Source organism: Streptomyces sp. NPDC059740, from assembly GCF_042733155.1.
Classification (GTDB): domain Bacteria; phylum Actinomycetota; class Actinomycetes; order Streptomycetales; family Streptomycetaceae; genus Streptomyces.
In genome coordinates this window covers 17,800-40,836 of sequence record NZ_JBHWGP010000044.1, presented here as the reverse complement: position 1 = coordinate 40,836, position 23,037 = coordinate 17,800, and the positions used below count along the sequence as shown (strand labels likewise).

The following is a 23,037-nucleotide window of genomic DNA, read 5'->3' as shown; positions in this document are numbered from 1 at the left end:
GGGCCCGGGCTGCCGGGGACCTGCGCGCCCCTACTACTGCGCCGGCTCGGGGCGCTCGTGCGGGCCGGAGTCCGAGGGCGGAGTGGTCGGCGCGGTGTCCGCCCCGGCCTCCGCACCGGTGGCCGCGAGGTGGTCGCGCGGGCTCTCGGGGCTGATCAGCCGGTGCAGGCGCGCCGGCACGTCGAAGCCGACGAGCAGGATGGCGGGGAGCGTGAGGCCGAAGGTGAGCACCGACAGCGCCGTGCCCAGCGGCATGCCCTGGGCCAGCCGGGCGCACAGCACCGGGGCCACCGCACCGCCGAGCGCCCCCACGTTGTAGGTGAAGCCCAGACCCGCGCCGCGGCTGTGGGTCGGGAAGTGGCCGCCCACGTAGCGCGGCAGCAGACCCGAGATGCCCAGGCTCAGCCCCTGGAGGACGAAGAGCAGGGCGCCCATCAGCAGCAGGTTGTCGCGGATCGCGAAGACCGGGAAGACGAAGGCCAGCGAGGCCAGCAACGTGAGGGCGTACGCCTTGGAGGCGCCCAGCCAGTCACCGACGAACCCGGCCAGCCAGCACCCCGCCATGGTGCCGAAGCCCGTGAAGTACACCACGTCCGAGACCTGCGAGGCCGTGTAGTGCAGCTCCGTCTTGAGGTACGTCGGCAGCAGCGAGAGGATCGGCCAGCTGTAGAGGAAGGCGACGAAGACCGTCCCGATCATCGAGAGGTACAGCAGCCACCCCTTGCGCCCGCCGAGCTGCACCGCGAACGAGCCGAGGGAGGCCACCACGAGCGGGGCGAGGCCGGGGACCAGGCCGGTGCCCAGCGGCGTGAAGGCGGCCAGCAGCGAGCCGGAGGCCACCACCGCCGTCACCGAGTTGACGGCGGCCTTGCGCGGCGTCGCGAACAGCGGCCGGAACGGGTTGGGCTTGGCGCCCTGCTGGGCCACGTCCGTGTCCCACTCCTGGGCTTCCGGCAGCGACCGGCGCACCCACAGCGCGATCAGTACCGGCGCCAGCCCGACGTAGAACAGCACCCGCCAGCCGAAGGCCGGGACCACCCAGTTGTAGACCTGCGCGGCGATCACCGAGCCCACGTAGTACCCGGAGATCAGGAACCCCGACGCCCGGCCGCGGACCCTGGCGGGCCAGCTCTCCAGGACGTAGGTGGCGCTCGCCCCGTACTCGCCGGCCATCCCCACTCCGATGACCAGGCGGGCGGTGAAGATACTGGCGTACCCCCAGGACAGCCCGCAGGCGAACGTCCCCACCGAGTAGAGGGTGATGCTCGTGATCATCGCCAGTTTGCGGCCGTAGCGGTCACCGAGCGCGCCCAGCAGCGCGCCGCCCAGCCAGCGGCTGATGAAGGCGGCCGAGACCAGGCTCGCCGCCTCGACCGTGGTGAGGGAGAACTCCTTGCTGATCTCCGTGAGCACCAGCGTGATCAGGAGCAGGTCGAAGCCGTCCAGCAGGTAGCCGATCCAGGCACCGAGGAAGGACTTCCACTGGGTTGCGTTGATCTCCCGGTACCAGGGGGGCCGGGCGGCGGTGGGGGAGAGGGACACGGGTGGCTCCAGGGGGGCGGGCGCCCGACGCCGGTGCGACGGGACGAGGCGGGAGGGTGGGGCGGCTGCGCCGCGCCGGCCGCGGGCGGCGGGGCCCGTGGGCCGCGGCCGGCGCGCGGGTGACGGTGGAACGCGGGTGTGCGGGCAGGCGGCCCCGGTCAGCGCACCGGGGTGAGCCCGGCCTCGACCAGCCGGTGCCGCACCTCGGCGACGGCCTCCTCGCCGAGCGGGATCTGCGGGTGCGCCGTCGTGCCGTGGTCGATGACGCCCAGCAGGTGCAGCGCCGCCTTGAACGCGCCGAGAGCCGAGGAGGAGCGGCCCATCTCGGCCTCCGGCCCCACGTCCACCAGCGAGAAGAGCCGGACGAGCCGCTCCTGCTCCCGGGCCGCCACCGTCCAGTCACCGGCCAGGGCCGCCTCGTACAGCCGCACGTAGCCGACGGGGTCGACGTTGCCGATACCGGGCACGACACCGTCCGCACCGGCCAGCAGCGCCGCGTCCACCGTCAGCTCCGACCCGGTGAGGACGGCGAACCCCGGGGCGGGGCCGCGCCGGCGCCCCTCCCGGCCGCCGAGCCCCGCCAGCAGCCTGCGCAGCCCGGCCTCGTCGCCGCTGCTGTCCTTGACCGCGGCCAGGGTGCCCTCCGAAGCCAGTTCGCGCACCAGCTCGGTGGGCAGCTTGCTGTGGACGGCGGACGGGATGTCGTAGGCGACCACCGGCAGTTCGCTCTCCGCGCGCACGGCCCGGAAGTGGCCGGCGACTTCCCGCGGATGGGTGCGGGTGTAGAACGGCGCCGTGGCCACCACCGCGTCCGCCCCCAGCGCCGCGGCCCGGCGCACGTGGTCGCGGACCCGGGCCGTGGTGGTGTCGATGACGCCCGCCAGCACGGGCACGGTCCCGTCCACGGACTTCACCACGGTCTCCAGCACCAGGTCCCGCTGCTCGTCGGTCAGGTAGGCGGCCTCACCGCTGGAGCCGAGGGCGAACAGCCCGTGCACGCCGGCGTCCAGCAGGTGTCGGATGAGCCGTCCGAGTGACGCGGTGTCCACGCCGCCCCGGGGGCCGAGCGGAGTGCACAGCGGCGGGATCACGCCTGACAGGGGTGCGGGCAGTGCCATGGGACGCTCCAGCGGTGAGAGGGTCGGTGGGTGCCGTCCGGCCGGTTCCTTCCGTCGCGCGGTCGGGTCGTACCAGCAGTGTGCGGACAACGGGCGAGTCCTGCGACACAGGACAGGGCCGGCGGTGCGCGCGTGTCGCTGCGGTTGCGACCCGGCCGCGGACGTGCCCGGCCGGCCTCCGGTCCCGCAGCGGCAGCCGGAACGACCCGGGCGCACGTTTCGGCGGCCCCGGCGGCCTGAGGTGGTGCGCCGTCCCCCGGGTTACGCCTGGGCGCCGGCCGCCGCCGGGATCGTCAGGCGGAAGAGCGTGCCGCCACCGGGCGCCGCCTCGGCCGTCAGGTCCGCGTGGTGGGCGCGGGCGATCTGACGGGCCATCGCCAGGCCCAGGCCCGATCCGGGCAGCGCACGGGCGGAACGGGCGCGGTAGAAGCGGTCGAAGATGTACGGCAGGTCCTCCGCCGCGATTCCCGCGCCGTGGTCGCGGATGGTCAGCACCAGCCCGGCCGGTCCGCCGGCGAGAGCGACCTCCACCCCTTCACCGGGCGGGCTGAACTTGGCGGCGTTGTCCAGCAGGCTGGAGAGCAGACGCGCCAGCCGGGCCGGGACACCGGCCACCGTGGCCGCGCCCACCGCGTCCTCAACCCGCAGGCCGAACGGCGTCCGCGGCCAGTGGGACTGCGCCAGGGCCACGGCCTGCGCGGTCAGGTCCGCGAACCGGACCTCCTCCAGCAGCGGTTGGGGCTCCTCGTCACGGGCCAGCTCGATCAGGTCGTTGACGAGCGCGGTGACCTCCCGCATCTGCCGGTCGACGGCGAAGGCCGCCCGCTCGCGCTGGGCCGGGGTGAGGCGGTCGGCGCGGGCCAGCAGCTCGGTGTTGGTGCGCAGCGCCGTGAGCGGCGTGCGCAGTTCGTGCGAGGCGTCGGCCACCAGCCGGCGCTGCGCCGTCACCGACGCCTCCAGCTCGCCGAGCATGGTGTTGAAACTCGCTGCCAGCCGGGTGAGTTCGTCCTCCCGCCCGGAACGCTGCGCCACCTCGATGCGGTGGCCGGCGTCGCGGGTGGCGGCGATGTGCTCGGCGGCGGCGGTGAGTCTGCGCACCGGGGCCAGACCGGTGCGGGAGACCCCGTAGCCCAGGGCGGCGGCCAGCAGCGCTCCGGCGCAGCCCACCGCGGTGAGCGCCCCGGCGGCCTGCCGCACCCCGCGGTCCACGGTGTCGGCGCGCACCGCGACCTGCAGGGCCCGGCCCTCGTCGAGACGGGTGGTCAGCATCCGCGCCGAGTGGCCGGAGAGGGTGATGTCGCAGTAGGCGTCACCGCGGTCGCCGGCCGCGACCTGCCGGGTCTGCGCGGTGACGGGCAGCAGGTAGGGGGTTGCAGGGTCGGCGCGCGGCGAGGACGGCACGATCTGGGCGCAGGCCGGGGCCGCCAGGTAGCGGCACTCGCCCAGCAGCACGCCCGCCGCCTCGTCCCGGTGCTGCCGGGCTGTCGCGTGCGCCGACTGCGACAGGTACAGGTCCAGTTGCTGCTGGAGCTGGTGCCGGATGATGAGGAACGCGGCCAGGCTCAGCCCCACCACCACCAGTGCCACGGCGCCAGAGGCCGCCAGCGCCAGCCGCGTCCGCAGCGACCGGCGCCGGCCCGTCCCACCGCCCACCCGGCGCCTCACGGCGTGTCCAGCCGGTAGCCGATGCCGTGCACCGTGTGGACCAGCCGGGGCTCGCCACCGGACTCCAGCTTGCGCCGCAGGTAACCCACGTAGACCGCGAGGGAGTTGGATCCGGGGCCGAAGTCCCGCCCCCAGACCCGTTCCAGGATGAGCTCGCGGGGCAGCACCTGCCCGGGGTGGCTCAGGAGCAGCTGCAGCAGGGCGAACTCGGTCCGGCTGAACTCGATCGGCCGGCCGGCGCGACGCCCGGTCCGGGTGGCCGGGTCCACGACGAGGTCCTCGAAGGCCAGCAGGCCGGACTCGGCCGGGGCGGGCGCGGCACGCCGCAGCAGCGCCCGGACGCGGGCCACCAGTTCGTCCAGGGCGAAGGGTTTGACCAGGTAGTCGTCGGCCCCCGCCTCCAGGCCGTCGACCCGTTCGCTCACCGAGTCGAGCGCGGTGAGGACGAGGATCGGCGTGCGGTCCTCCAGGCTGCGCAGCCGGCGGCAGACGGCCAACCCGTCCAGGCCCGGCATCAGCACGTCCAGGACCACGGCGTCCGGTTCCCAGGCGCCCACCGCGGTCAGTGCCGCGAGCCCGTCGCCCACGCCGTGCACCGTGAAGCCCTCGACCGTCAGCCCGTCCTCGACGGCCGCCCGCACCTCCGGTTCGTCCTCGACGACCAGGATGCGGGGGCCCGATGCGTTGTCCATGGCCCCAGCCTGCCAAAAGACGCTCTCACAACCTTCTTAGACCGGCTGCGCAGCCTGGCTGCCATGCGAACGACACACCTCACGCCCCCGCTCTCGGTGGTCATCGGCGCGGGCGGCACCGGCGGTCACATCTACCCGGGTCTCGCCCTCGCCGACGCGCTCCGCAGGGCCGTCCCCGACGCCCGGATCTCCTTCGTGGGCACCGAACGCGGCCTGGAGACGCGGCTGATCCCCGAGGCCGGGTACCGGCTGCACACCGTCGACATGATCCCCTTCGACAGCTCCCTGGGCGCCCGGCGGTACCTGCTCCCCGCCGACCTGGTGCGCTCCGGCGCCCAGTGCCGCACCATCCTGCGCGACCAGGGTGCCCAGGTCGCGGTGGGCATGGGCGGCTACCCCAGCGCTCCGGTGATCGTCGGCGCGCGACTGGCCGGTCTCCCCAGCCTGGTCCACGAGTCCAACGCGGTGCCCGGCCGCGCCAACCGGTTCGCCGCCCGCCTCACCCCGAACGTCGCGCTCGCCTTCGACGCCAGCCGCCCCCACCTGCACCGCGGCGCCGACGCCGTCACCGTGGGCATGCCGATCTCCGGTGCGCTCGCCGCCCTCGACCGCACCGCGCGACGCGCGGAGGCACGCGCCGCGCTGGGCGTGCCGGCGGGCGCACGCCTGCTGCTCGTCAACGGCGGCAGCCTGGGCGCGGCGCGGCTCACCGAGGCCGCGCTCGGGCTCGCGGAGCGGTGGGCCGGCCGCGACGACCTGCGTCTGCTGATCAAGACGGGCCCGGCCGCACACGCCGCCGCCCAGGAACGCCTCGCCGTCACCGGCGGTCACCGGGTCGCCGCCGCGGTGCCCTACGTGGACCGGATGGACCTCGCCTACGCCGCCGCCGACCTCGTCGTCTGCCGGGCCGGCGCGGCAACCGTCGCCGAGCTGGCGGCCACCGGCACACCGGCGGTCCTCGTCCCCTACCCACACGCCCCGGGCGACCACCAGACGCACAACGCCCGGGTGCTCACCGACGCCGGCGCCGGCCTCCTGCTGCCGGACGCCCACACCACCGCCGAGCGCCTGGCCGACCTCGCCGGTCCGCTGCTGGCCGACCCCCGCCGACTGGCCGCGATGGGCGCCGCCGCCGACCCCGGTGACCACGCCCGCGCCGCGGACCTGCTGGCCGCCCGCACCCTCCACCTGGCCGGACACCCCGTCCCCGCCTCCCTGTACACCGAGAAGGAGCCCACCGCATGACCACCACCCCCTCCGCCCCCACCGCCTTCGACTGGACCGGCCGTAGCGTCCTGGTCACCGGCGCCGAGGGCTTCATCGGCTCCACCCTCGTGGACCTGCTGGTCGCGCGCGGCGCCCGGGTCCGCGCCCTGGTCCACTACAAGCCGTACGCCGAGAAGGGCCACCTCGCCCGCTACCTGGCCGACCCGCACAGCCCCGTCGAGATGGTCTCGGGAGACGTCCGCGACCCGGGGCGGGTGATGGACGCGGTCGCCGGCTGCGACACCGTCTTCCACCTCGCCGCGCTCATCGGCATCCCCTACAGCTACGACTCGCCCGGCGCCTACGTGCAGACCAACGTGGTCGGCACCGAGAACGTCGCCGAGGCCTGCCGCCGCCACGCGGTGCGCCGCCTCGTCCACACCTCCACCAGCGAGGTCTACGGCACCGCGCGCACCGCGCCGATCAGCGAGGACCACCCGCTGCAGCCGCAGTCCCCCTACTCCGCTTCCAAGATCGGTGCGGACATGATGGCGCTGTCCCACTGGCACGCCTTCGAACTCCCCGTCACCGTCGTGCGGCCCTTCAACACCTACGGCCCGCGCCAGTCCGCGCGCGCCGTCATCCCCACCATCCTCGCCCAACTGCACTCCGGGGCACGGCAGATCAAGCTCGGCTCCCTCACACCCACCCGCGACTTCACCTACGTCACCGACACCGCGGCGGGCTTCCTCGCCCTGGCTGCCTGCGACCGCGCGCTGGGCGAGTCCGTCAACCTCGGTACGGGGCAGGAGATCTCGATCGGTGACCTCGCCCAGGCCCTGGTCACCGCATCGGGGCGGGAGGCCGAGGTGGTGGTCGACCCCGCCCGGCTCCGGCCCGCCGGCAGCGAGGTGCAGCGCCTCCTCTCCGACAACGGCCGGGCGCGCGCCTGGTCCGGCTGGCGACCGGAGGTGGCCCTGGACGAGGGCCTGCGGCGCACCTCCGCGTGGGTCGCCGACCACCTCCACCTCTTCGCCGCCGACCGCTACCAGGTCTGACACCCCTCGCCCCGCACCGCGGGTGCCTCGACGGCCGCGACGAGGCCGTCGCCCTCGCTCCCGCACACCCCCGACCCACCGGAGGCCCGATGCCCCGCGGCGACGCCCGCCACGCGAAGACCACCCCAGCCGCCCGCCGCCCCCGTCGCAGCCGCGTACTGATCGGGGCGCTCGCCACCGTGCTGGCCGTCACCGGTGCCGGGGGGTGGTGGGTGTACGAGAGGCTCGACGGCAACCTGTCCACCGTCGACCTCGCGGCGCAGCTCGGCGCGGACCGGCCACCGCGCGGGGCGGCGGGCGGCACCAACCTCCTGCTCCTCGGCTCCGACTCCCGGGCCGGCGCCAACCACGAGTACGGCGGCGACGTCAGCGGCGCGCGGTCCGACACCGCGATGGTGGTCCACCTCCCCCCGGACCGCCGGCGGGCCACGGTCGTCAGCATTCCGCGGGACACGATGGTCCACCGACCGCAGTGCACCCTGCCCGGCGGGAAGCGGGCCGGCGCAGCACGATCCGCCATGTTCAACACCGCGTACGCGCTCGGCGGCAGCACCTGCGCGGTGAGGACCGTCGAGGACATGAGCGGCCTGCGCATCGACCACGTACTGGACATCGGCTTCACCGGCTTCAAGCGACTGGTCGACGCCCTCGGCGGGGTGAAGGTCACCACCGACGAGGACATCCACGACCGGTGGAGCGGGCTGGACCTGCCGGCGGGCACCCACCGACTCGACGGCGAACAGGCCCTCGGCCTCGTCCGCACCCGCCACGGGGTGGGGGACGGCAGCGACCTGGGCCGCATCCACCTGCAACAGCGCTTCCTGGCCGCGCTGGCGACCCAGCTGCGCTCCGAGGGCCTGCTGACCCACCCCACCCGCCTCTACCGGGTAGCCGACGCCGCGACCTCGGCCCTGACCACCGACTCCGGCCTGGCCTCCGTGGGCTCGCTGCTCCACCTCGCCGGCAGCCTCTCCGCCCTGAAGCCCGGCGCCGTCGACTTCCGCACCCTCCCGGTCGGCCCGTACCCCACGGACCCCAACCGGGTGCAGGCCGTGCAGCCGCAGGCGGGCGACCTCTGGACCGCGCTGCGCGAGGGAGGTGCCCCGCCCGCTGCGGAGCAGTGAGGGACGGGCCCGGTGACCGGTTCGCCTGCGCCGTCCCGGGGGCGCTCGTGCCACCCGGGGGCGGGGGCGCCCGTGGGGTGGTGTCGCGGACCGTCCGGGGCGCGCCCGAAAAGGGTGATGGCAGTAAATGACATCAGGAGCTACCATCGATGACAGTGACTGTCATCGACTCTTGGGGGTTCGTCCCATGCGCATCTTCGTGACCGGCGCGTCCGGCTGGATCGGCTCCGCCCTCGTGCCCGACCTCATCGGCGCGGGGCACCAGGTCGTCGGCCTCGCCCGCTCCGAGGCCTCCGCCGCAGCGCTCACCGCGGCCGGGGCGGAGGCCGTCCGCGGCAGCCTCGACGACCTCGACGTCCTGCGGAACTCAGCGGCCGCGTCGGACGGCGTGATCCACCTCGCTTTCAAGCACGACGTCGCCTTCAGCGGAGGCTTCCAGGGCGCCGTCGAGGCCGACCGCCGCGCCGTGGACGTCCTCGGCGACGCGCTCGTCGGCACCGGCCGTCCCTTCGTCCTGGCCTCCGGAGTGGCCGGCCTCGCGCCCGGACAGGTGGCGACCGAGCGGAACATGCCCACCGTCGACGGCTCGGTCTTCTCGACCCGATCGCTCACCGCGGAGGCGGTGCTCGCCCTCGCCTCGCGCGGCGTCCGCTCCTCCGTGGTGCGGCTCGCCCCGACCTGCCACGGCGACGGGGACCAGGGCTTCATGGCGACCCTGGTCGACATCGCCCGCACCCGGGGTGTCTCCGGATACATCGGTGACGGCGCCAACCGCTGGCCGGCCGTCCACCGCCGCGACGCCGCCCGGCTGTTCCGCCTGGCAGCGGAGAAGGCTCCCGCCGGGTCGGTGCTGCACGGCGTCGCCGAGGAGGGCGTCGCCATCCGGGATGTCGCCGCCGTGATCGGCCGCCACCTCGACGTGCCGGTCACCTCGGTGGCCCCCGAGGACGCGGCCGAGCACTTCACCTGGCTGAGCGGCTTCCTCGGCCTCGACATGCCGGTCTCCAGCGCCCTGACCCGCCAACTGCTGGACTGGGAACCGGCCCACCCGGGCCTCCTCGAAGACCTGGAGAAGGGGTACTACTTCCAGAGCTGAGCGACCACCGCCCGACCGGCCCGAACCGGGCACGACCCATCCCCGCCACCCGGTGCACGGCCCCCGGCGGTGCGCCCTCCGTGCCGAAAGACGCGGGATGGTGGCCGGGGCTGGCTACAGTGGGTGCCGCCGAAGGGGGCCGCCATGCCGGGCGTCGCGCTGTCGTCCGGAACGATCGACTACCAGGACACCGGGGGCGGGGGGCCGGTGCTGGTCTTCGCCCACGGCATGCCGATGAACGAGACGCAGTGGCGGAAGGTGGTACCGCTGCTGGACGGCTACCGGTGCGTCCTGCCCACCCTGCCGCTCGGCGGCCACCGCCGACCGATGAACCCGGACGCGGACCTCTCCCAGCGGGGCGTCGCACTGCTGCTCGGCGAGTTCGTCGAGCGGCTCGGCCTGGACCAGGTGACGCTCGTCCTCAACGACTGGGGCGGCGGCCAGTTCCTGGTGTCGGAAGGGCGGGCGCAACGAGTGGCCCGGCTGGTGCTGGTGGCCTGCGAGGCCTTCGACAACTTCCCTCCCGGACCGGCCAGGGCGATGGCCGCGATGTGCCGGGTCCCGGGCGCGGTCTGGCTGCTGACCCGGCTCATGCGCGTGCCCGCCTTCCGCGACCACCGCAACGGATACGGTGGCATGAGTCTGCGGGGCGTACCGGACGACGTCATGGCCGACTGGTTCGCACCCGCCACCCGCAGCAGGGCCATCCGCCGGGACCTCGCCAAGTTCGCCACCTCGGCGCCCGACCGCAGGACCCTGCTGGCCTGGAGCGAGCGACTGCGTGACTTCGAGGGCCCGGTGCTGGTCGTCTGGGCCGCCGAGGACAGGCTGATGCCCCGCGAACACGGCCCGCGACTCGCGGAGTTGTATCCGCGGGGCCGACTGGTCGAGATCGCCGACTCCTCCACCCTGGTCCCGGAGGACCAGCCCGAACGCCTCGCCGAGGTGCTCACCGCCTTCCTGCGGCAGACCGGCGCGGAACCGGCCGCAGGAGGTCACTGAGCCGTCCCCTCCGCCTCTGCAACCGCCGTGGAGCCCGGGGCCTTCTCCGGCGCAGGACGGCGGCCGGCGTCCTCGCCCCGTTCACCCGGAACCGCCGCGACCGTGCCCCGGGACAGGCGTGGCCGTCCGCAGTGCGCGGCGCGGCCGGAGAGGCCAGAGCTGGTGCAAGGTGTGCGTACGCGACGGTGGCCCGGCCGGGGGAGGCTTGTACCGTGCGGACCTGCACACCCGAAAGGAAACACCGCCGTGAAGACCTTCACCATGCCCGGCACCGCCATCCTCGCCCCGAACGTCGTGCTCGGCCTGATGCGCATCGCCGACAAGTCCGACGACGAGGTCCGCGAACTCCTCGGCGCCGCGCGCGACGCGGGCATCGACTTCGTCGACCACGCCGACATCTACGGCGGCGAACTGCACGCTTGCGAACGCCGCTTCGCCGACGCGATGGCGCTGAGCCCGTCGCAGCGCGACGGGATCACGATCCAGACCAAGGCGGGAATCGTGACGGACGGGCCGTACTACGACTTCTCCTACGAGCACATCGTCACCTCCGTGGAGGAATCGCTCGCGGCCCTGCGGACCGACCGCATCGACATCCTGCTGCTGCACCGCCCCGACGCACTCGTCGAACCGGAGGAGGTGGCCCGCGCCTTCGACGAGCTGGAGTCCTCGGGGAAGGTCCGGGCCTTCGGCGTCTCGAACCACACCCCGCGCCAGATCGACCTGCTGCGCAGGTACGTGCGGCAGCCCATCGTGGCCAACCAGCTCCAGCTCTCGATCACCCACGCGCCGGTCATCGCACAGGGGATCGCCGCGAACATGCTGACGGAGCAGCAGGCGGCCACCCTCGACGGCGGGGGGATCGTCGACTACTGCCGGCTGCACGACATCACCGTCCAGGCATGGTCCCCCTTCCAAGCCGGTTTCTTCACCGGTGTCTTCCTCGGCTCGCCGGAGTACCCCGAGCTCAACGCCGTCATCGACCGCCTCGCCGGCCAGTACGACGTCCCCGCCATCGCGATCGCGACTGCCTGGATCACCCGCCACCCCGCGCAGATGCAGGTCGTGCTCGGCACCACCAACCCGGAGCGCGTCGCGGGCGCCGCCCAGGGCTCCGAACTCCGCCTCACCCGGGCCGAGTGGTACGAACTGTTCCGCGCCGCGGGCCACCTCGTGCCCTGAGCCCGGATACGGGGAACGTCGTCCGAGGTCGGGGGCACTCGCACCGGTGGTGTGCGAGTGCAGCCGCGCCGGTGTGCGCCCCGCGTCCCGAGCCGCGGTCCTCGCCGGCTGCGGTCGACCTGCTCCGGGTAACGGTCTCTCAGGGGTCCTTGCCATATGCCCGCCCGGGCCGCGTGGTCTGGCACCGCACCTCGCGGCGTTGCCGAAAAGCCCTGGTAGCTCCGCTACGAGGACTCTCCGGCGCCTTGCGATGCACGGCACCAGACCACGCGACCTCATCGGACGCTCATCTCGCAAGGACCCCTTAGAAACCTCTTATCTCCGGTGATCATGGTCGACGCATGAGAACCCAGGACGCCGCCTTCCCGCCGCCCGCACCGACCGACGCACACCTCCCGGACCGGGGAAGGCCGGGGAGGCCCGTCCGGGGCCCCGTCGCCTGCCACGGGAACCGACCCGGCACGGCACCGCGGGAGGGGACGCAGCCGCCGGCCCGCAACGCACGCCGCTCCCGGGGCCTGACGAGTGCGCTCCTGGCCCTGGCGGTCGGTGCGACGACGGGCGCCTGCACCGCCCCGGCGCAGACCGACGCCGTCCCCGGTGTGCGCGGGTCCACCGTCCGGTTCGCCGTGGCCGGCAGTCAGGTCGACGTCGACACCCGGACGTTGCGCATGACCGCCACCGCCGACGGACGGACCGTGCCCGTCTCGGGCGGTGCCGCGAGCCACCTCGGCACGCCGGGGAAGGTCCGGGTGGACGGTTCGCGTGCCGAGTGGAGCTACCCGGCGACCGGCCTGGAGGTGACCGCCGCCGTCGAGCACGGGCGGGTGCGGATGACGGTCCACTCGGCCGCGGACCAGACCCTTCAGTGGCCCGTCACCGGGGGGAACGGCGCAGCTGACCAAGCGGCCACCCTCCAGGTCCCGCGGGGCGAGGGCCTCTCGGTCCCGGTCGCCGACCCCTTCTGGAACAGCCCGGCGGCCGGCCTGGCGGGCAGCGAGGCGGACCTGGAGACCGGCGCGCTGACGCTGCCGGTGTGGGGGTACACGGCGGCCGGCCACTCGGTCAGCTACCTGGTGCCCGACAGCACCGGGACCTCCCTCGCCTTCGCCTCCTCGCACAGCCGGCTGCGGGCCACCGCACGGCACGCCTTCTCCCGGCGCGAGAACACCCGCGACTACACCCTGACCTTCGCGGTGACGAAAGCGTCCCCGGTGGCCCCGGGAACCGACTACCGCCGATGGCTCGACGAGCACGGCGGCGTCCGCACCCTCGCTCAGAAGATCGCGGCCACCCCCGCCACCCGCAGGCTGCTGGGGGCCGAGCATGCCTACCTGTGGGGCGGCGCGCTCCAGCCCGACGCCGTGCGCGGCCTGCGGCAGCAGGGCGCCACCCGCCTGTGGCTCGGCTACGACGCCGACGGCCACCCCATGAGCCGGGCGGCGGTGCACGAGGCGCACCGCGACGGCTACCTGGTCGGCCCCTACGACTCCTACGACAACGGCCAACCCGCCGACAGCGCCGACACCCCGGTGGCCAAGTGGCCGGGAACGATCTACCCGGACTTCTGCATCCGCACCGCGGACGGGAAGCTCAGGGCGGGCTTCGGCGGACGCGGTTGCTACCTCAGCTCCCAGGCGTTCGCACAGGCCGAAGCAGCCCACCACTTCCTGGCGCGCCACACCGCGGACATGACGGCCAACGGCGTCGACAGCCTCTTCCTGGACGTCGACGCGGCAGGCGAGCTGTTCAGCGACCACAGCGCGGCCCATCCCATGAACCGGAGGCAGGACCGCGCCAACCGCCTGAAGCGGCTGCACGCGCTCGCCGCAGACAGGCTCGTGGTGGGCTCGGAGTCGGCCGTCGGCTGGTCCGTGCCCGACCTGTCCTTCACCCACGGTGCCCAGACGCCCGTCACCGACGACCTGTGGACCACCGAGAACGACCGGAAGCTATGGGGCGGTTACTGGCCGCAGAACGCGCCGGCCTTCTTCTTCAAGCCGGTCACCCTGCCCAGGGCGCAGGCCACCGCCATGTTCGACCCCGCCTACCGGGTGCCGATCTACCAGACCGCCCTGCATGACGTCCTCGTCAGCACCGACCGCTGGGAGTTGCCCTACAACAAGCTGCCCGACCAGAAGCGGGACCGGGCGCTGCTCTCACTGCTCTACGACACCCCCCTCAACTTCACCCTCTCCGACACCAACCTGGCCACGACCGGCAAGGAGATGGCCGCGCTGCAGAAGGACTTCGCCCCACTGCACCAGGCCGCCGCAACCGCACCCATGACCTCCTTCCGGCAGCTCACCGACGACCACCGCGTGCAGCACACGGAGTTCGGCCACGGCACGCTCACCGTCACCGCCAACTTCAGCACCACCGCCTACCACGGCCTGCCGGGCGGCTGCGCCGACGCAAGACTCCACGGGGAGGCCACGCCCCGCCGGATCTGCCCGGTGCACGGCTGAGCGCCGCGGCCGGCGGCTCCGCGCCACACCGCGATCGTCGAACGGCGCCCTCACCGAAGTGACGCACTGCGGCCGGTGGGGCGGGCCGAGGATCCGCCCCGCCGGCCGCCCCCGCCCCTACCGCGGCAGTGCAGCCTCCACGGCCTTCACCAGCTCCGGGGCGTCGGGTTCCGTGCGTGGCCGGAAGCGGCCGAGGACCTCACCCTCGCTGGAAATCAAGAACTTCTCGAAGTTCCACTGGACATCCCCCGCAGCGCCCGTCGCGTCCTCGTGGCGGGTCAGCTCGGCGTACAGCGGGTGCCGGGCCGCGCCGTTGACGTCGATCTTCGCGTAGAGCGGGAAGGTGACGCCGTACGTCGTCGAGCAGAACCCGGCGATCTCCTCGGAGCTGCCCGGCTCCTGCCCGGCGAACTGGTTGCAGGGGAAGCCGAGCACGCTGAAGCCCCGGTCGGCATGGCGCCGGTGCAGCTCCTCCAGGCCCTCGTACTGCGGTGTCAGACCGCACCGGGAGGCCACGTTCACCAGGAGCAGCGCCCGGCCGCGGTGCTCGGCCAAGGTCGTCTCCCGCCCGTCCAGCGTGCGCAGTGCGATGTCGTACAGACCCAACGTCCCCACTCCTTCACAGACTGTGAGGCGACCACCTCGCAGGTCACCGCCGCCCACCCTGCCACGGCTGCCGCCGCCCGCGGGACGGGAGCACCACCCCGGACCGGCGGTGCAGCGCTCCGGCGGCCCTGGGCGCCGCTCCGCGCCCGCCGTCCTCACTCTCCGCGGCCGGCTCGTCGTCCGATGCCGTCGCACGGGGGCGGGCCGCGTATGCTCCACCGATGCCCAGTCCCCAGACCCTGTCGGAATCCGGTGCCACACCGGAGACGGCGCACGGCCCTCCGCGGCACACGCTCGACGACGCACCGCTCAACGGTTTCCACCTCAAGATCACGGCACTCACCTTCGGGGCCAACTTCTCCGACGGTTACCACCTCGGCGTCATCGGGGCGGCCCTCACCCTCATCACCCCCCAGATGCACCTGGGCGCCGCATGGCAGGGACTGCTCGGGGCGTCCGCCCTCGTCGGCATCTTCCTCGGCAGCATCACCCTGGGCTGGCTGGCCGACCGGGTGGGGCGGCAACGCCTGTACATGCTGAACTTCGTCCTCATCACCCTGGCCTCGTTGGCCCAGTTCCTCGTGCAGGGCCCCGCCGAGCTGTTCGTACTGCGGCTGCTGATCGGCGTGGGGATCGGCGCCGACTACGCCATCGGCCCCACCCTGGTCGCCGAGTTCTGCCCCCGCCGCCACCGCGGGCTCCTGCTGGCCTCCCTCACCGCGATGTGGACCGTCGGGTACATCGCCGCCTACTTCCTGGGTACCGCGCTGGTCGCGGCCGGGGGTGAGAGTTGGCGCTGGCTCCTGGCGAGCGGTGCGGTGCCGGCGCTGATCGTGCTCCTGCTGCGCATCGGCACCCCGGAGTCCCCGCGGTGGCTGGTCAGCAAGGGGAGGGTGGCCGAGGCGCGTCAGGTGATCACCCGGCACCTGGGGCCCCGCGTCGACGTCGAGGCCGCGCTGGCCGCCGTTCCGGTGCACGCCGGGCAGACGGCCCCGCCCTACCGGCGGCTGTTCGCCGCGGACCAGTGGCGCAGCACCCTCTTCGGTGTCCTCTACTACAACTGCCAGGTCATCCCGTACTTCGCCATCTACACCTTCCTCCCCGTGGTCATGGCGAGGTTCGGCCTGCGGGGCGAGTCGGGACTCGGCGACACCCTCCTGAACTTCTTCCTGCTGCTGGGCAGCGTGGCCGGCCTGTGGTTCGTGGTGCGGCTCTCCCGCAGGGGCTTCGTCATCGGCTCCTTCGTCGTCATGGCCCTCGCCCTCGGCCCCATGGGCCTGTGGCCGCACGCGCCCCGGCTTCTGCTCTTCGCCCTCTTCGTGGTCTTCACCTTCGTGATGTCGGCGGCCTCCAACCTCGACCAGGTCTACCCGCCGGAGCTCTTCCCGACCGGGCTGCGGGGGAGTGGCGTGGGCCTGCTGAACGGGCTCAGCCGGGTGGGTTCCGCCGCCGGGACCTTCTTGTTGCCGCTCTCGCTGTCGACCCTGGGCTTCTCGGTCTCCATGACGGTGCTCAGCGGCTTCCTGGTCCTCGGCGCGCTCGTCTCCCTGGTCTGGGCGCCGGAGACCAAGGGCCTCGCGCTGGACTGACGGCTCCGCCACGGCCGGGCGGACACCCCGGGGGCGGTGACGGGTTCCGGGCGCGGCCCGGCGCAGGATGGGGGAGGGACGGTGGGCCCGCCGTCCCTCCCTGCGAGACGAGCGAGTGAGCACCGCGACATGACTGAGCCCCTGCGCACCCCCTTCGGCTTCTCCTCGACCGCGGACGAGGTGATCGACGGTGTCGACCTCTCCGGCCGCCGGGCGCTCGTCACCGGGGCGGGTTCCGGCATCGGCACCGAGACGGCACGGGCACTGGCGTCAGCGGGCGCGGAGGTCGTGCTGGCCGTGCGCAGGCCGGACGCCGGGGAGCGCACCGCCGGACAGCTCCGCGAGGAGACCGGGAACCCGCACGTGAGCGCCGCCGAGCTGGACCTCGCCGACCTCGGCTCGGTGGCGGCCTTCGCCACCTCCTGGGCCGGACCGCTGCACATCCTCGTCAACAACGCCGGCGTCATGGCGCTCCCGCAGCGGGAGGTCACCCCGGAGGGCCACGAGATGCAGTTCGCCGTCAACCACCTCGGGCACTTCGCGCTGACCACGGCCCTGCACGCCTCGCTGACCGCGGCCGGCGGGGCCCGGGTGGTCTGTGTGAGTTCCAGCGCCCACCTGCTGGCGCCGGTGGACTTCGAGGACATCGACTTCGCCCAGCGTCCCTACGACCCCTGGACCGCCTACGGTCAGTCCAAGACCGCGCAGGTGCTGCTCGCCGTCGGGATCACCCGGCACTGGGGGCACGAGGGGATCCACGCCAACGCCCTCAACCCGGGAGCGATCCCCACCAACCTGCAGCGGCACACCGGCGGTCTGCGCACCCCCGTCGAGCGGCGCAAGTCCGTGGCCCAGGGTGCCGCGACCTCGGTGCTGCTCGCCGCCTCCCCCCTGGTCGAGGGGGTGGGGGGCCGCTACTTCGAGGACTGTGCGGAGGCGGCGGTGGTCCGTGGCCGGCTCGACCCCGCTGCCGGCGGAGTGGCCCCGTACGCGCTGGACGCCGAGGCCGCCGAGCGGCTGTGGGAGAGGGCGGAGTCCTTCGTCGGCTGACCGGAGGCGGAGGCGGGGGACGGAGTCGGCGTGAATGTCATGACACCGTCATCTTGACGGCCCGTCAACCACAAGCGGACACTTGCCAACGTCTCGCCCCCACAGGACCTCCCCGTTTCGAACGCCCCGGAAGTGCGACGACGCCCGACCCCGCCCGGCCGCGTCCGCCGGTGAGCCCCGCTGCCCGCGGACCGTCCGAGGGCTGCGGTGCGGGCGGCGTGGCGGCGCAGTGGCCGGCCGGGGCCGGCGGTCCCCGGGGCGTGGCAGCGCGGCACACCCGCCCACCCCGCCTGGAGGACGTGCAATGACCGCACCGGGGCCCTTGGGGCCTACCTTCCGCATCCCGCCGGGCGCAGGCCGCCCGGCATCGCGCTCCTCAGGACCGGGGGCGCGGGCGACAGCCGTGGCCAAGGCCCTGCGTGCCGCCCTGGTGACGGCGATGCTGGCCGTCCTCGCGCCGGCGCTGGTCGTCCTCGGCCCGGCCCCGGGGGCTCAGGCCCTGGACAACGGACTCGCCAAGACCCCGCCCATGGGCTGGAACGACTGGAACGCCTTCGGCTGCGACGTGACCGAGCAGCTGGTGAAGGAGACGGCCGACAAGATGGTCTCGGCCGGGCTGACGGACGCCGGCTACCGGTACGTCAACATCGACGACTGCTGGATGACCAAGCAGCGCGACGCGGGCGGCCACCTCGTCCCCGACCCGGCCAAGTTCCCCGACGGCATCAGCGGCACCGCGGCCTACGTCCACGCCAAGGGGCTCAAGCTCGGCATCTACGAGAGTGCCGGTACCGCGACCTGTGCCGGTTACCCGGGCAGCCTCGACCACGAGCGCACCGACGCCGCCGACTTCGCCGCCTGGGGAGTCGACTACCTCAAGTACGACAACTGCAACAACCAGGGCAGGCCCTACCAGGAGCGCTACACCGCCATGCGGGACGCCCTGGCCGCCACCGGCCGCCCCATCGTCTACAGCCTCTGCGAGTGGGGCGACGAGAACGTGTGGACCTGGGGCGCGCAGACCGGCAACCTGTGGCGGACCACCGGCGACATCAACGCCTCCTACGGCTCGATGCTCTCCATCTACCACGCCAACGTGGCCCTGGCCGACTACGCGAAGCCCGGCGCGTGGAACGACCCCGACATGCTCGAAGTCGGCAACGGCATGTCCTTCACCGAGGACCGCGCCGAGTTCAGCCTCTGGGCCGAGATGGCCGCGCCGCTGCTGGCCGGGACCGACCTGCGGACCGCCTCCGCGGCCACCCTCTCCCTCTACGGCAACCGCGACGTGATCGCCGTCGACCAGGACCCGCTCGGCAAGCAGGGCCGGCAGGTGTCCGCCGCGGGAGGCCACGACGTGCTCGCCAAGCCGCTGGTCGACGGCGACGTCGCGGTGGTGCTCTTCAACGAGACGGACTCCGCGGCCACCCTCACCACCTCGGCCGCCGCGGTGGGCATGCCCGGCGCCGCCGGCTACCGCTGGGACAACCTCTGGACCCACCAGGTCACCAGCAGCAGCGGCGCCCTCTCCGCCGCCGTGCCCGCCCACGGCGCCGTCATGTACCGCGTCTCCGTCGGTGACGGGACCAGCGTCGGCACCCCGCACGGGATCGTCGGCGCCTCCTCCCAGCGGTGCCTGGCCACCGCGGACGGGCAGCGCACCGCCGGGACCCGGATCGAGATCGGCGACTGCGCGACGGGTGCCGCGGACCAGCAGCTCACCCCCACCGCCGAGGGTGAGCTGCGTCTCTTCGGCGGGACCCTCTGCCTGGACGCCTACGACAACCAGACCGGCGCAGGCACCCCGGTGGAGGTCTGGACCTGCAACGGGGGAGAGAACCAGAAGTGGCGGCTCAACGCCGACGGTACGATCACCGGAGTGCAGTCCGGCCTGTGCCTGGACGTCACCGGTGGGGACCAGCCGTCCGGCAACACCGCCGGCACCCCGGTGGAACTGTGGACCTGCAACGGCGGCGCCAACCAGCAGTGGCGCCTCACTTGACCTGAGGTCCGTGCAACGCGACGCACCCCCGCGCGCCCGCCGGTGCGCGGCCCCCGCCCCTCCCGCCACGGGCAGCACCCGGGCAGGAGGGGCGCTGCTCCGGGCCGGGAAGGGGTGAGCCCGGTCACTTCCGCGGCGCGTGGGGGAGGCGCCGGGCCGGCCCAAGTCGTCCGCATGTTCGGTGCGTTGGGGTGCCCCGCCCCGTCGGGGGGTGCCGGCTCCGGGACGGGGCCTTTCCGGGCGCAGGAGTGGCGACGCCGGGCGAGGGTGTCGCTGCGGCGTGTCACGGCGGATGGCGAAACCCTGGTGCGAGGACGGCTCGGCGTGCCGTACACTTGCTGGATACAAGCAACATGTCAGTCCGTGACGCGAACGCGCGACACGGGTGACGAGCGCGAGGACCATGACGATGAGCAACGGCACCGTCCACGGAAGTGGCCGGGCTCAACGGATCACCCCTTCCTCGGACCTCGGTGAGGCCGCCGCCGCACTGGGCTCGCAGATCACACGCTTCACCCGCCTCATCGCGGCCTGGAAGCAGCGCGCCAAGTACGACGGGGGCGCCGCGGACCGCGTCCTGCTCGCCCGGCTCGTGATGGGAGGTGACCGGCGTGCGACCGACCTGGCCGCGGACGCCTTTCTCGACCTCTCCACCGTGAGCAGGCAGGTCCGCTCCCTGGTGGAGCGGGGACTGGTGGCCCGCCACCGGGACCCCGAGGACAGGCGGGGCAGTCTGCTGTCCGCGACGGAGGAAGGACGTGCGGCCTTCGAGCAGTACCGGCGCGAACGCGACACCAAGCTGGCCGACCTCCTCCAGGAGTGGCCGGCCGAGGACCGTGCGGAGCTGATCCGGCTCATGAGCCGCCTCAACGACGACTTGGCAGAAGAACGACACTCGCGGCCGACCCCCGGGGGAGACCAGGGCCAGGCCGAGCATGGAGACACACCAGCGTGAGTACATCCACGTCCCCGTCCGCGGCGGGTACCAAGGGCATATCCCCGTCGGGGGCCCTCAGTCACCGGCAGATCCTGACGATCCTCAGCGGTCTGATGCTGGGCATGTTCCTGGCGGCCCTCGACCAGACCATCGTCAGCACGTCGATCCGGACGATCGCCGACGACCTCCACGGCCTGAGCCAGCAGGCCTGGGCCACCACGGCGTACCTGATCACCTCGACGATCGCCACGCCGCTCTACGGCAAGCTCTCCGACCTCTACGGCCGGAAGCCGTTCTACCTCGCTGCGATCGGCATCTTCGTGGTCGGCTCGGTGCTCTGCACCTTCTCGACCTCGATGACCGAGCTCGCCGCCTTCAGGGCGCTGCAGGGCCTGGGCGCCGGTGGTCTGATGTCGCTGGCCCTGGCCATCATCGGCGATATCGTCCCGCCCCGTGAACGGGCCCGCTACCAGGGCTACATGCTGGGCACCTTCGCCACCTCCAGCGTCGCCGGACCGCTCATCGGCGGTGCGCTGGCGGGTCAGGCCACCATCCTGGGCATCACCGGCTGGCGCTGGGTCTTCCTGGTCAACGTCCCGGTCGGCATCGTCGCCCTCTTCGTGGTCGCCAAGGTCCTCAACATCCCGCACACCCGCCGCGAGCACCGCATCGACTGGTGGGGTGCGCTCACCATCGCCGTCGGCGTCGTGCCGCTGCTGCTCGTCGCCGAGCAGGGCCGGGAGTGGGGCTGGGGTTCCACCAACTCGATCGTCTGCTACGCCGTCGGCGCGGTCGGCATCATCGCCTGGATCTTCGTCGAACGCTGGATAGGCGACGACGCACTGATCCCGATGCGGCTCTTCCGCAACGCCACCTTCAGCAAGACCAGCCTGCTGTCCGTCCTCATCGGTATGGGCATGTTCGGCGGCATGCTGATGATCCCGCAGTACCTCCAGATCGTGAAGGGCGCCAGCCCCACCAAGTCCGGCCTGGAGATGCTGCCGTTGATGGCCGGCATGATGCTGGCCTCGATCGTCTCCGGCCAGATCACCTCCAAGACCGGCCGCTACAAGATCTTCCCGGTCATCGGCACCCTGCTGATGGTCGCCGCGATGCTGCTCTTCCACTTCCAGGTGCAGTGGGACACGGTGCTGTGGCAGACGATGCTCTACATGTTCGTGTTCGGGCTCGGCCTGGGCAGTTGCATGCAGACACTCGTGCTCGCCGTGCAGAACGCGGTCCCGCCGCGGGACATGGGTGTGGCGACGGCCTCCTCCACGTTCTTCCGTCAGATGGGCGCCACCGCCGGTACCGCCATCTTCCTGTCGCTGCTCTTCAGCACGGTGGGTGACAAGATCGCCTCGGCCTTCAAGACCGCAGCCGGTACGCACGACTTCCAGGCGGCGCTGCACGACCCGAAGGTGCTGCACGACCCGGCCAACAAGCCGGTGCTGCAGATGCTCCAGCACCCCGGCGGCAACTCCACCGGTGTCCTGAACGACTCCTCCTTCATCCAGCAGCTCGACCCGCGCCTGTCGGAGCCCTTCAAGCAGGGCTTCGCCGACTCGATGCACACCGTCTTCCTCACCGGAGCGATCGTCGTCGCCGTCGCCTTCCTGCTGGTGCTCTTCATCAAGGAGGTGCCGCTGCGCACGGTCTCCGGCCTCCAGGCCCGGGCGGCTGAGGAGGGCGGCGGCGAGTCCGCGGCGCCGCAGCCCACGACGGCCGCCGCCACCGCGGTCAGCGAGGTGGCGCCGGTCCCGGTGGCCGCCGCCACCGAGCCGCTGCCGGCCGCCTCAGGGTCCGCCGTCACCGGTTACGTCGCGGACGGCACCGGAGCGCCACTGGCCGGTGCCGTGGTCACCCTGATCGACGTCGGCGGCCGTCAGCTCGGCCGTACCGAGACCGGGCCCGGGGGCGAGTACGTGCTGCCCGTCGCCAGCCCCGGCACCTATGTGCTGATCGGTTCGGCGGGCTCGCGCCAGCCGCAGGCCGCCACCGTCGTGGTGGGCGCCGAAGGCATCCGCTTCGACCTGACGCTGAGCGGGGCCGCCGGCCTCACCGGCGAGGTGGTCGACGACAAGGGTTCGCACGCCGTCCCCGACGCTCTCGTGGTTGCCACCGACCTGCGGGGCGAGGTCGTGGCCTCCGGAACCTCCGGACACGACGGCGGCTTCGCCTTCGGTGAGCTGGTCCCCGGCCAGTACACCCTGGCGGTCAGCGCCACCGGTCACCGGCCCGCGGCCCTCCAGGTGGAGGTCGTCGCCGGCTCGGCCAACCGGTACGAGGTGCGGCTCGCCCCCGGGTCCCGGGTGCGCGGCATCATCCGCACCGTGTCGGGCACGCCGGTGGAGGACGCACGGGTGACCCTGGTCGACCCGGCGGGCAACGTGGTCGGCAGCGCCACGACCGGTGAGGACGGCGAGTACTTCTTCACCGACCTCGACGGTGGCGAGTACACCGTGATCGCCGGTGGTTACCCGCCGGTCGCCGCCCACGTCCACCTCGACCAGACCGGTCGTACCGAACTGGACATGGACCTGGGCCACGACCGCCAGGTCTGACCGGCACCTCCGGGGGAGCGGGCCCCGCCAGGTAGGGGGGGGGGGGCCCCCGCCGAGTGGGGTTGGGGGGGGGGCGGGACGGCCGGGCCGGGGGGGGGGCGTGCTCGTTGGGCAGGGGCGCAGGCGCCCCGTTGAG

At 73.3% G+C, this 23,037-nt stretch carries 17 protein-coding genes; 12 read left to right on the top strand and 5 right to left on the bottom strand.

The features are described from left to right. Positions 1 to 33: 33 nt before the first annotated feature. From ACFV3R_RS30735 to ACFV3R_RS30720, 4 genes are all read right to left on the bottom strand, one after another. Entirely contained in the window at positions 34 to 1,542 is a 1,509-nt protein-coding gene (locus ACFV3R_RS30735; RefSeq protein ID WP_385589976.1) for a sialate:H+ symport family MFS transporter, read from the bottom strand. Between the two features lie 158 nt (positions 1,543 to 1,700). After that, positions 1,701 to 2,660, bottom strand: coding sequence for a dihydrodipicolinate synthase family protein (locus tag ACFV3R_RS30730; protein WP_385589974.1), 960 nt, complete (start codon positions 2,658 to 2,660; stop codon positions 1,701 to 1,703). A gap of 261 nt (positions 2,661 to 2,921) precedes the next feature. After that, complete coding sequence (locus ACFV3R_RS30725; RefSeq protein WP_385589972.1) at positions 2,922 to 4,325, bottom strand: sensor histidine kinase; 1,404 nt, start codon at positions 4,323 to 4,325, stop codon at positions 2,922 to 2,924. After that, a complete protein-coding gene (locus tag ACFV3R_RS30720) occupies positions 4,322 to 5,017 on the bottom strand; it encodes a response regulator transcription factor (protein ID WP_385589970.1) in 696 nt (231 codons plus the stop codon). The genes ACFV3R_RS30725 and ACFV3R_RS30720 overlap by 4 nt, the downstream gene beginning before the upstream one ends. Before the next feature lie 63 nt (positions 5,018 to 5,080). On the opposite strand from ACFV3R_RS30720, the gene ACFV3R_RS30715 reads away from it, so the two are divergent. The 7 genes from ACFV3R_RS30715 (at position 5,081) to ACFV3R_RS30685 (ending at position 14,153) form a co-directional block, all read left to right on the top strand. Further along, entirely contained in the window at positions 5,081 to 6,262 is a 1,182-nt protein-coding gene (locus ACFV3R_RS30715; RefSeq protein WP_385589968.1) for a glycosyltransferase, read from the top strand. Further along, complete coding sequence (locus ACFV3R_RS30710) at positions 6,259 to 7,281, top strand: GDP-mannose 4,6-dehydratase (RefSeq protein ID WP_385589966.1); 1,023 nt, start codon at positions 6,259 to 6,261, stop codon at positions 7,279 to 7,281. The genes ACFV3R_RS30715 and ACFV3R_RS30710 overlap by 4 nt, the downstream gene beginning before the upstream one ends. An 89-nt stretch (positions 7,282 to 7,370) precedes the next feature. After that, complete coding sequence (locus ACFV3R_RS30705; RefSeq protein WP_385589964.1) at positions 7,371 to 8,405, top strand: LCP family protein; 1,035 nt, start codon at positions 7,371 to 7,373, stop codon at positions 8,403 to 8,405. 187 nt (positions 8,406 to 8,592) lie between these two features. Then, complete coding sequence (locus ACFV3R_RS30700; RefSeq protein WP_385589962.1) at positions 8,593 to 9,501, top strand: SDR family oxidoreductase; 909 nt, start codon at positions 8,593 to 8,595, stop codon at positions 9,499 to 9,501. A gap of 144 nt (positions 9,502 to 9,645) precedes the next feature. Next, entirely contained in the window at positions 9,646 to 10,503 is an 858-nt protein-coding gene (locus tag ACFV3R_RS30695; RefSeq protein ID WP_385589960.1) for an alpha/beta fold hydrolase, read from the top strand. Between the two features lie 246 nt (positions 10,504 to 10,749). Then, complete coding sequence (locus ACFV3R_RS30690) at positions 10,750 to 11,685, top strand: aldo/keto reductase family oxidoreductase (RefSeq protein WP_385589958.1); 936 nt, start codon at positions 10,750 to 10,752, stop codon at positions 11,683 to 11,685. 341 nt (positions 11,686 to 12,026) lie between these two features. Further along, complete coding sequence (locus ACFV3R_RS30685) at positions 12,027 to 14,153, top strand: glycoside hydrolase (RefSeq protein ID WP_385589956.1); 2,127 nt, start codon at positions 12,027 to 12,029, stop codon at positions 14,151 to 14,153. Positions 14,154 to 14,270: 117 nt separating this feature from the next. Here ACFV3R_RS30685 and ACFV3R_RS30680 read toward each other — a convergent pair whose 3' ends face one another. Continuing rightward, positions 14,271 to 14,759 (bottom strand): glutathione peroxidase, encoded by a 489-nt coding sequence (locus ACFV3R_RS30680; RefSeq protein ID WP_385589954.1) that lies wholly within the window; start codon positions 14,757 to 14,759, stop codon positions 14,271 to 14,273. Between the two features lie 221 nt (positions 14,760 to 14,980). On the opposite strand from ACFV3R_RS30680, the gene ACFV3R_RS30675 reads away from it, so the two are divergent. The 5 genes from ACFV3R_RS30675 (at position 14,981) to ACFV3R_RS30655 (ending at position 22,901) form a co-directional block, all read left to right on the top strand. Further along, entirely contained in the window at positions 14,981 to 16,348 is a 1,368-nt protein-coding gene (locus ACFV3R_RS30675) for an MFS transporter (protein WP_385589952.1), read from the top strand. Positions 16,349 to 16,477: 129 nt separating this feature from the next. Next, positions 16,478 to 17,398: an SDR family NAD(P)-dependent oxidoreductase gene (locus tag ACFV3R_RS30670; RefSeq protein ID WP_385589950.1), complete on the top strand. Its 921-nt coding sequence runs from the start codon at positions 16,478 to 16,480 to the stop codon at positions 17,396 to 17,398. A 403-nt stretch (positions 17,399 to 17,801) separates the two neighbouring features. Then, positions 17,802 to 19,400 (top strand): glycoside hydrolase family 27 protein, encoded by a 1,599-nt coding sequence (locus ACFV3R_RS30665; protein ID WP_385589948.1) that lies wholly within the window; start codon positions 17,802 to 17,804, stop codon positions 19,398 to 19,400. Between the two features lie 409 nt (positions 19,401 to 19,809). Continuing rightward, on the top strand, positions 19,810 to 20,355 hold the full coding sequence (locus tag ACFV3R_RS30660; protein WP_385589946.1) for a MarR family winged helix-turn-helix transcriptional regulator: 546 nt from the start codon (positions 19,810 to 19,812) through the stop codon (positions 20,353 to 20,355). After that, a complete protein-coding gene (locus tag ACFV3R_RS30655; RefSeq protein ID WP_385589944.1) occupies positions 20,352 to 22,901 on the top strand; it encodes an MFS transporter in 2,550 nt (849 codons plus the stop codon). The genes ACFV3R_RS30660 and ACFV3R_RS30655 overlap by 4 nt, the downstream gene beginning before the upstream one ends. The last annotated feature ends 136 nt before the right edge of the window (positions 22,902 to 23,037 follow it).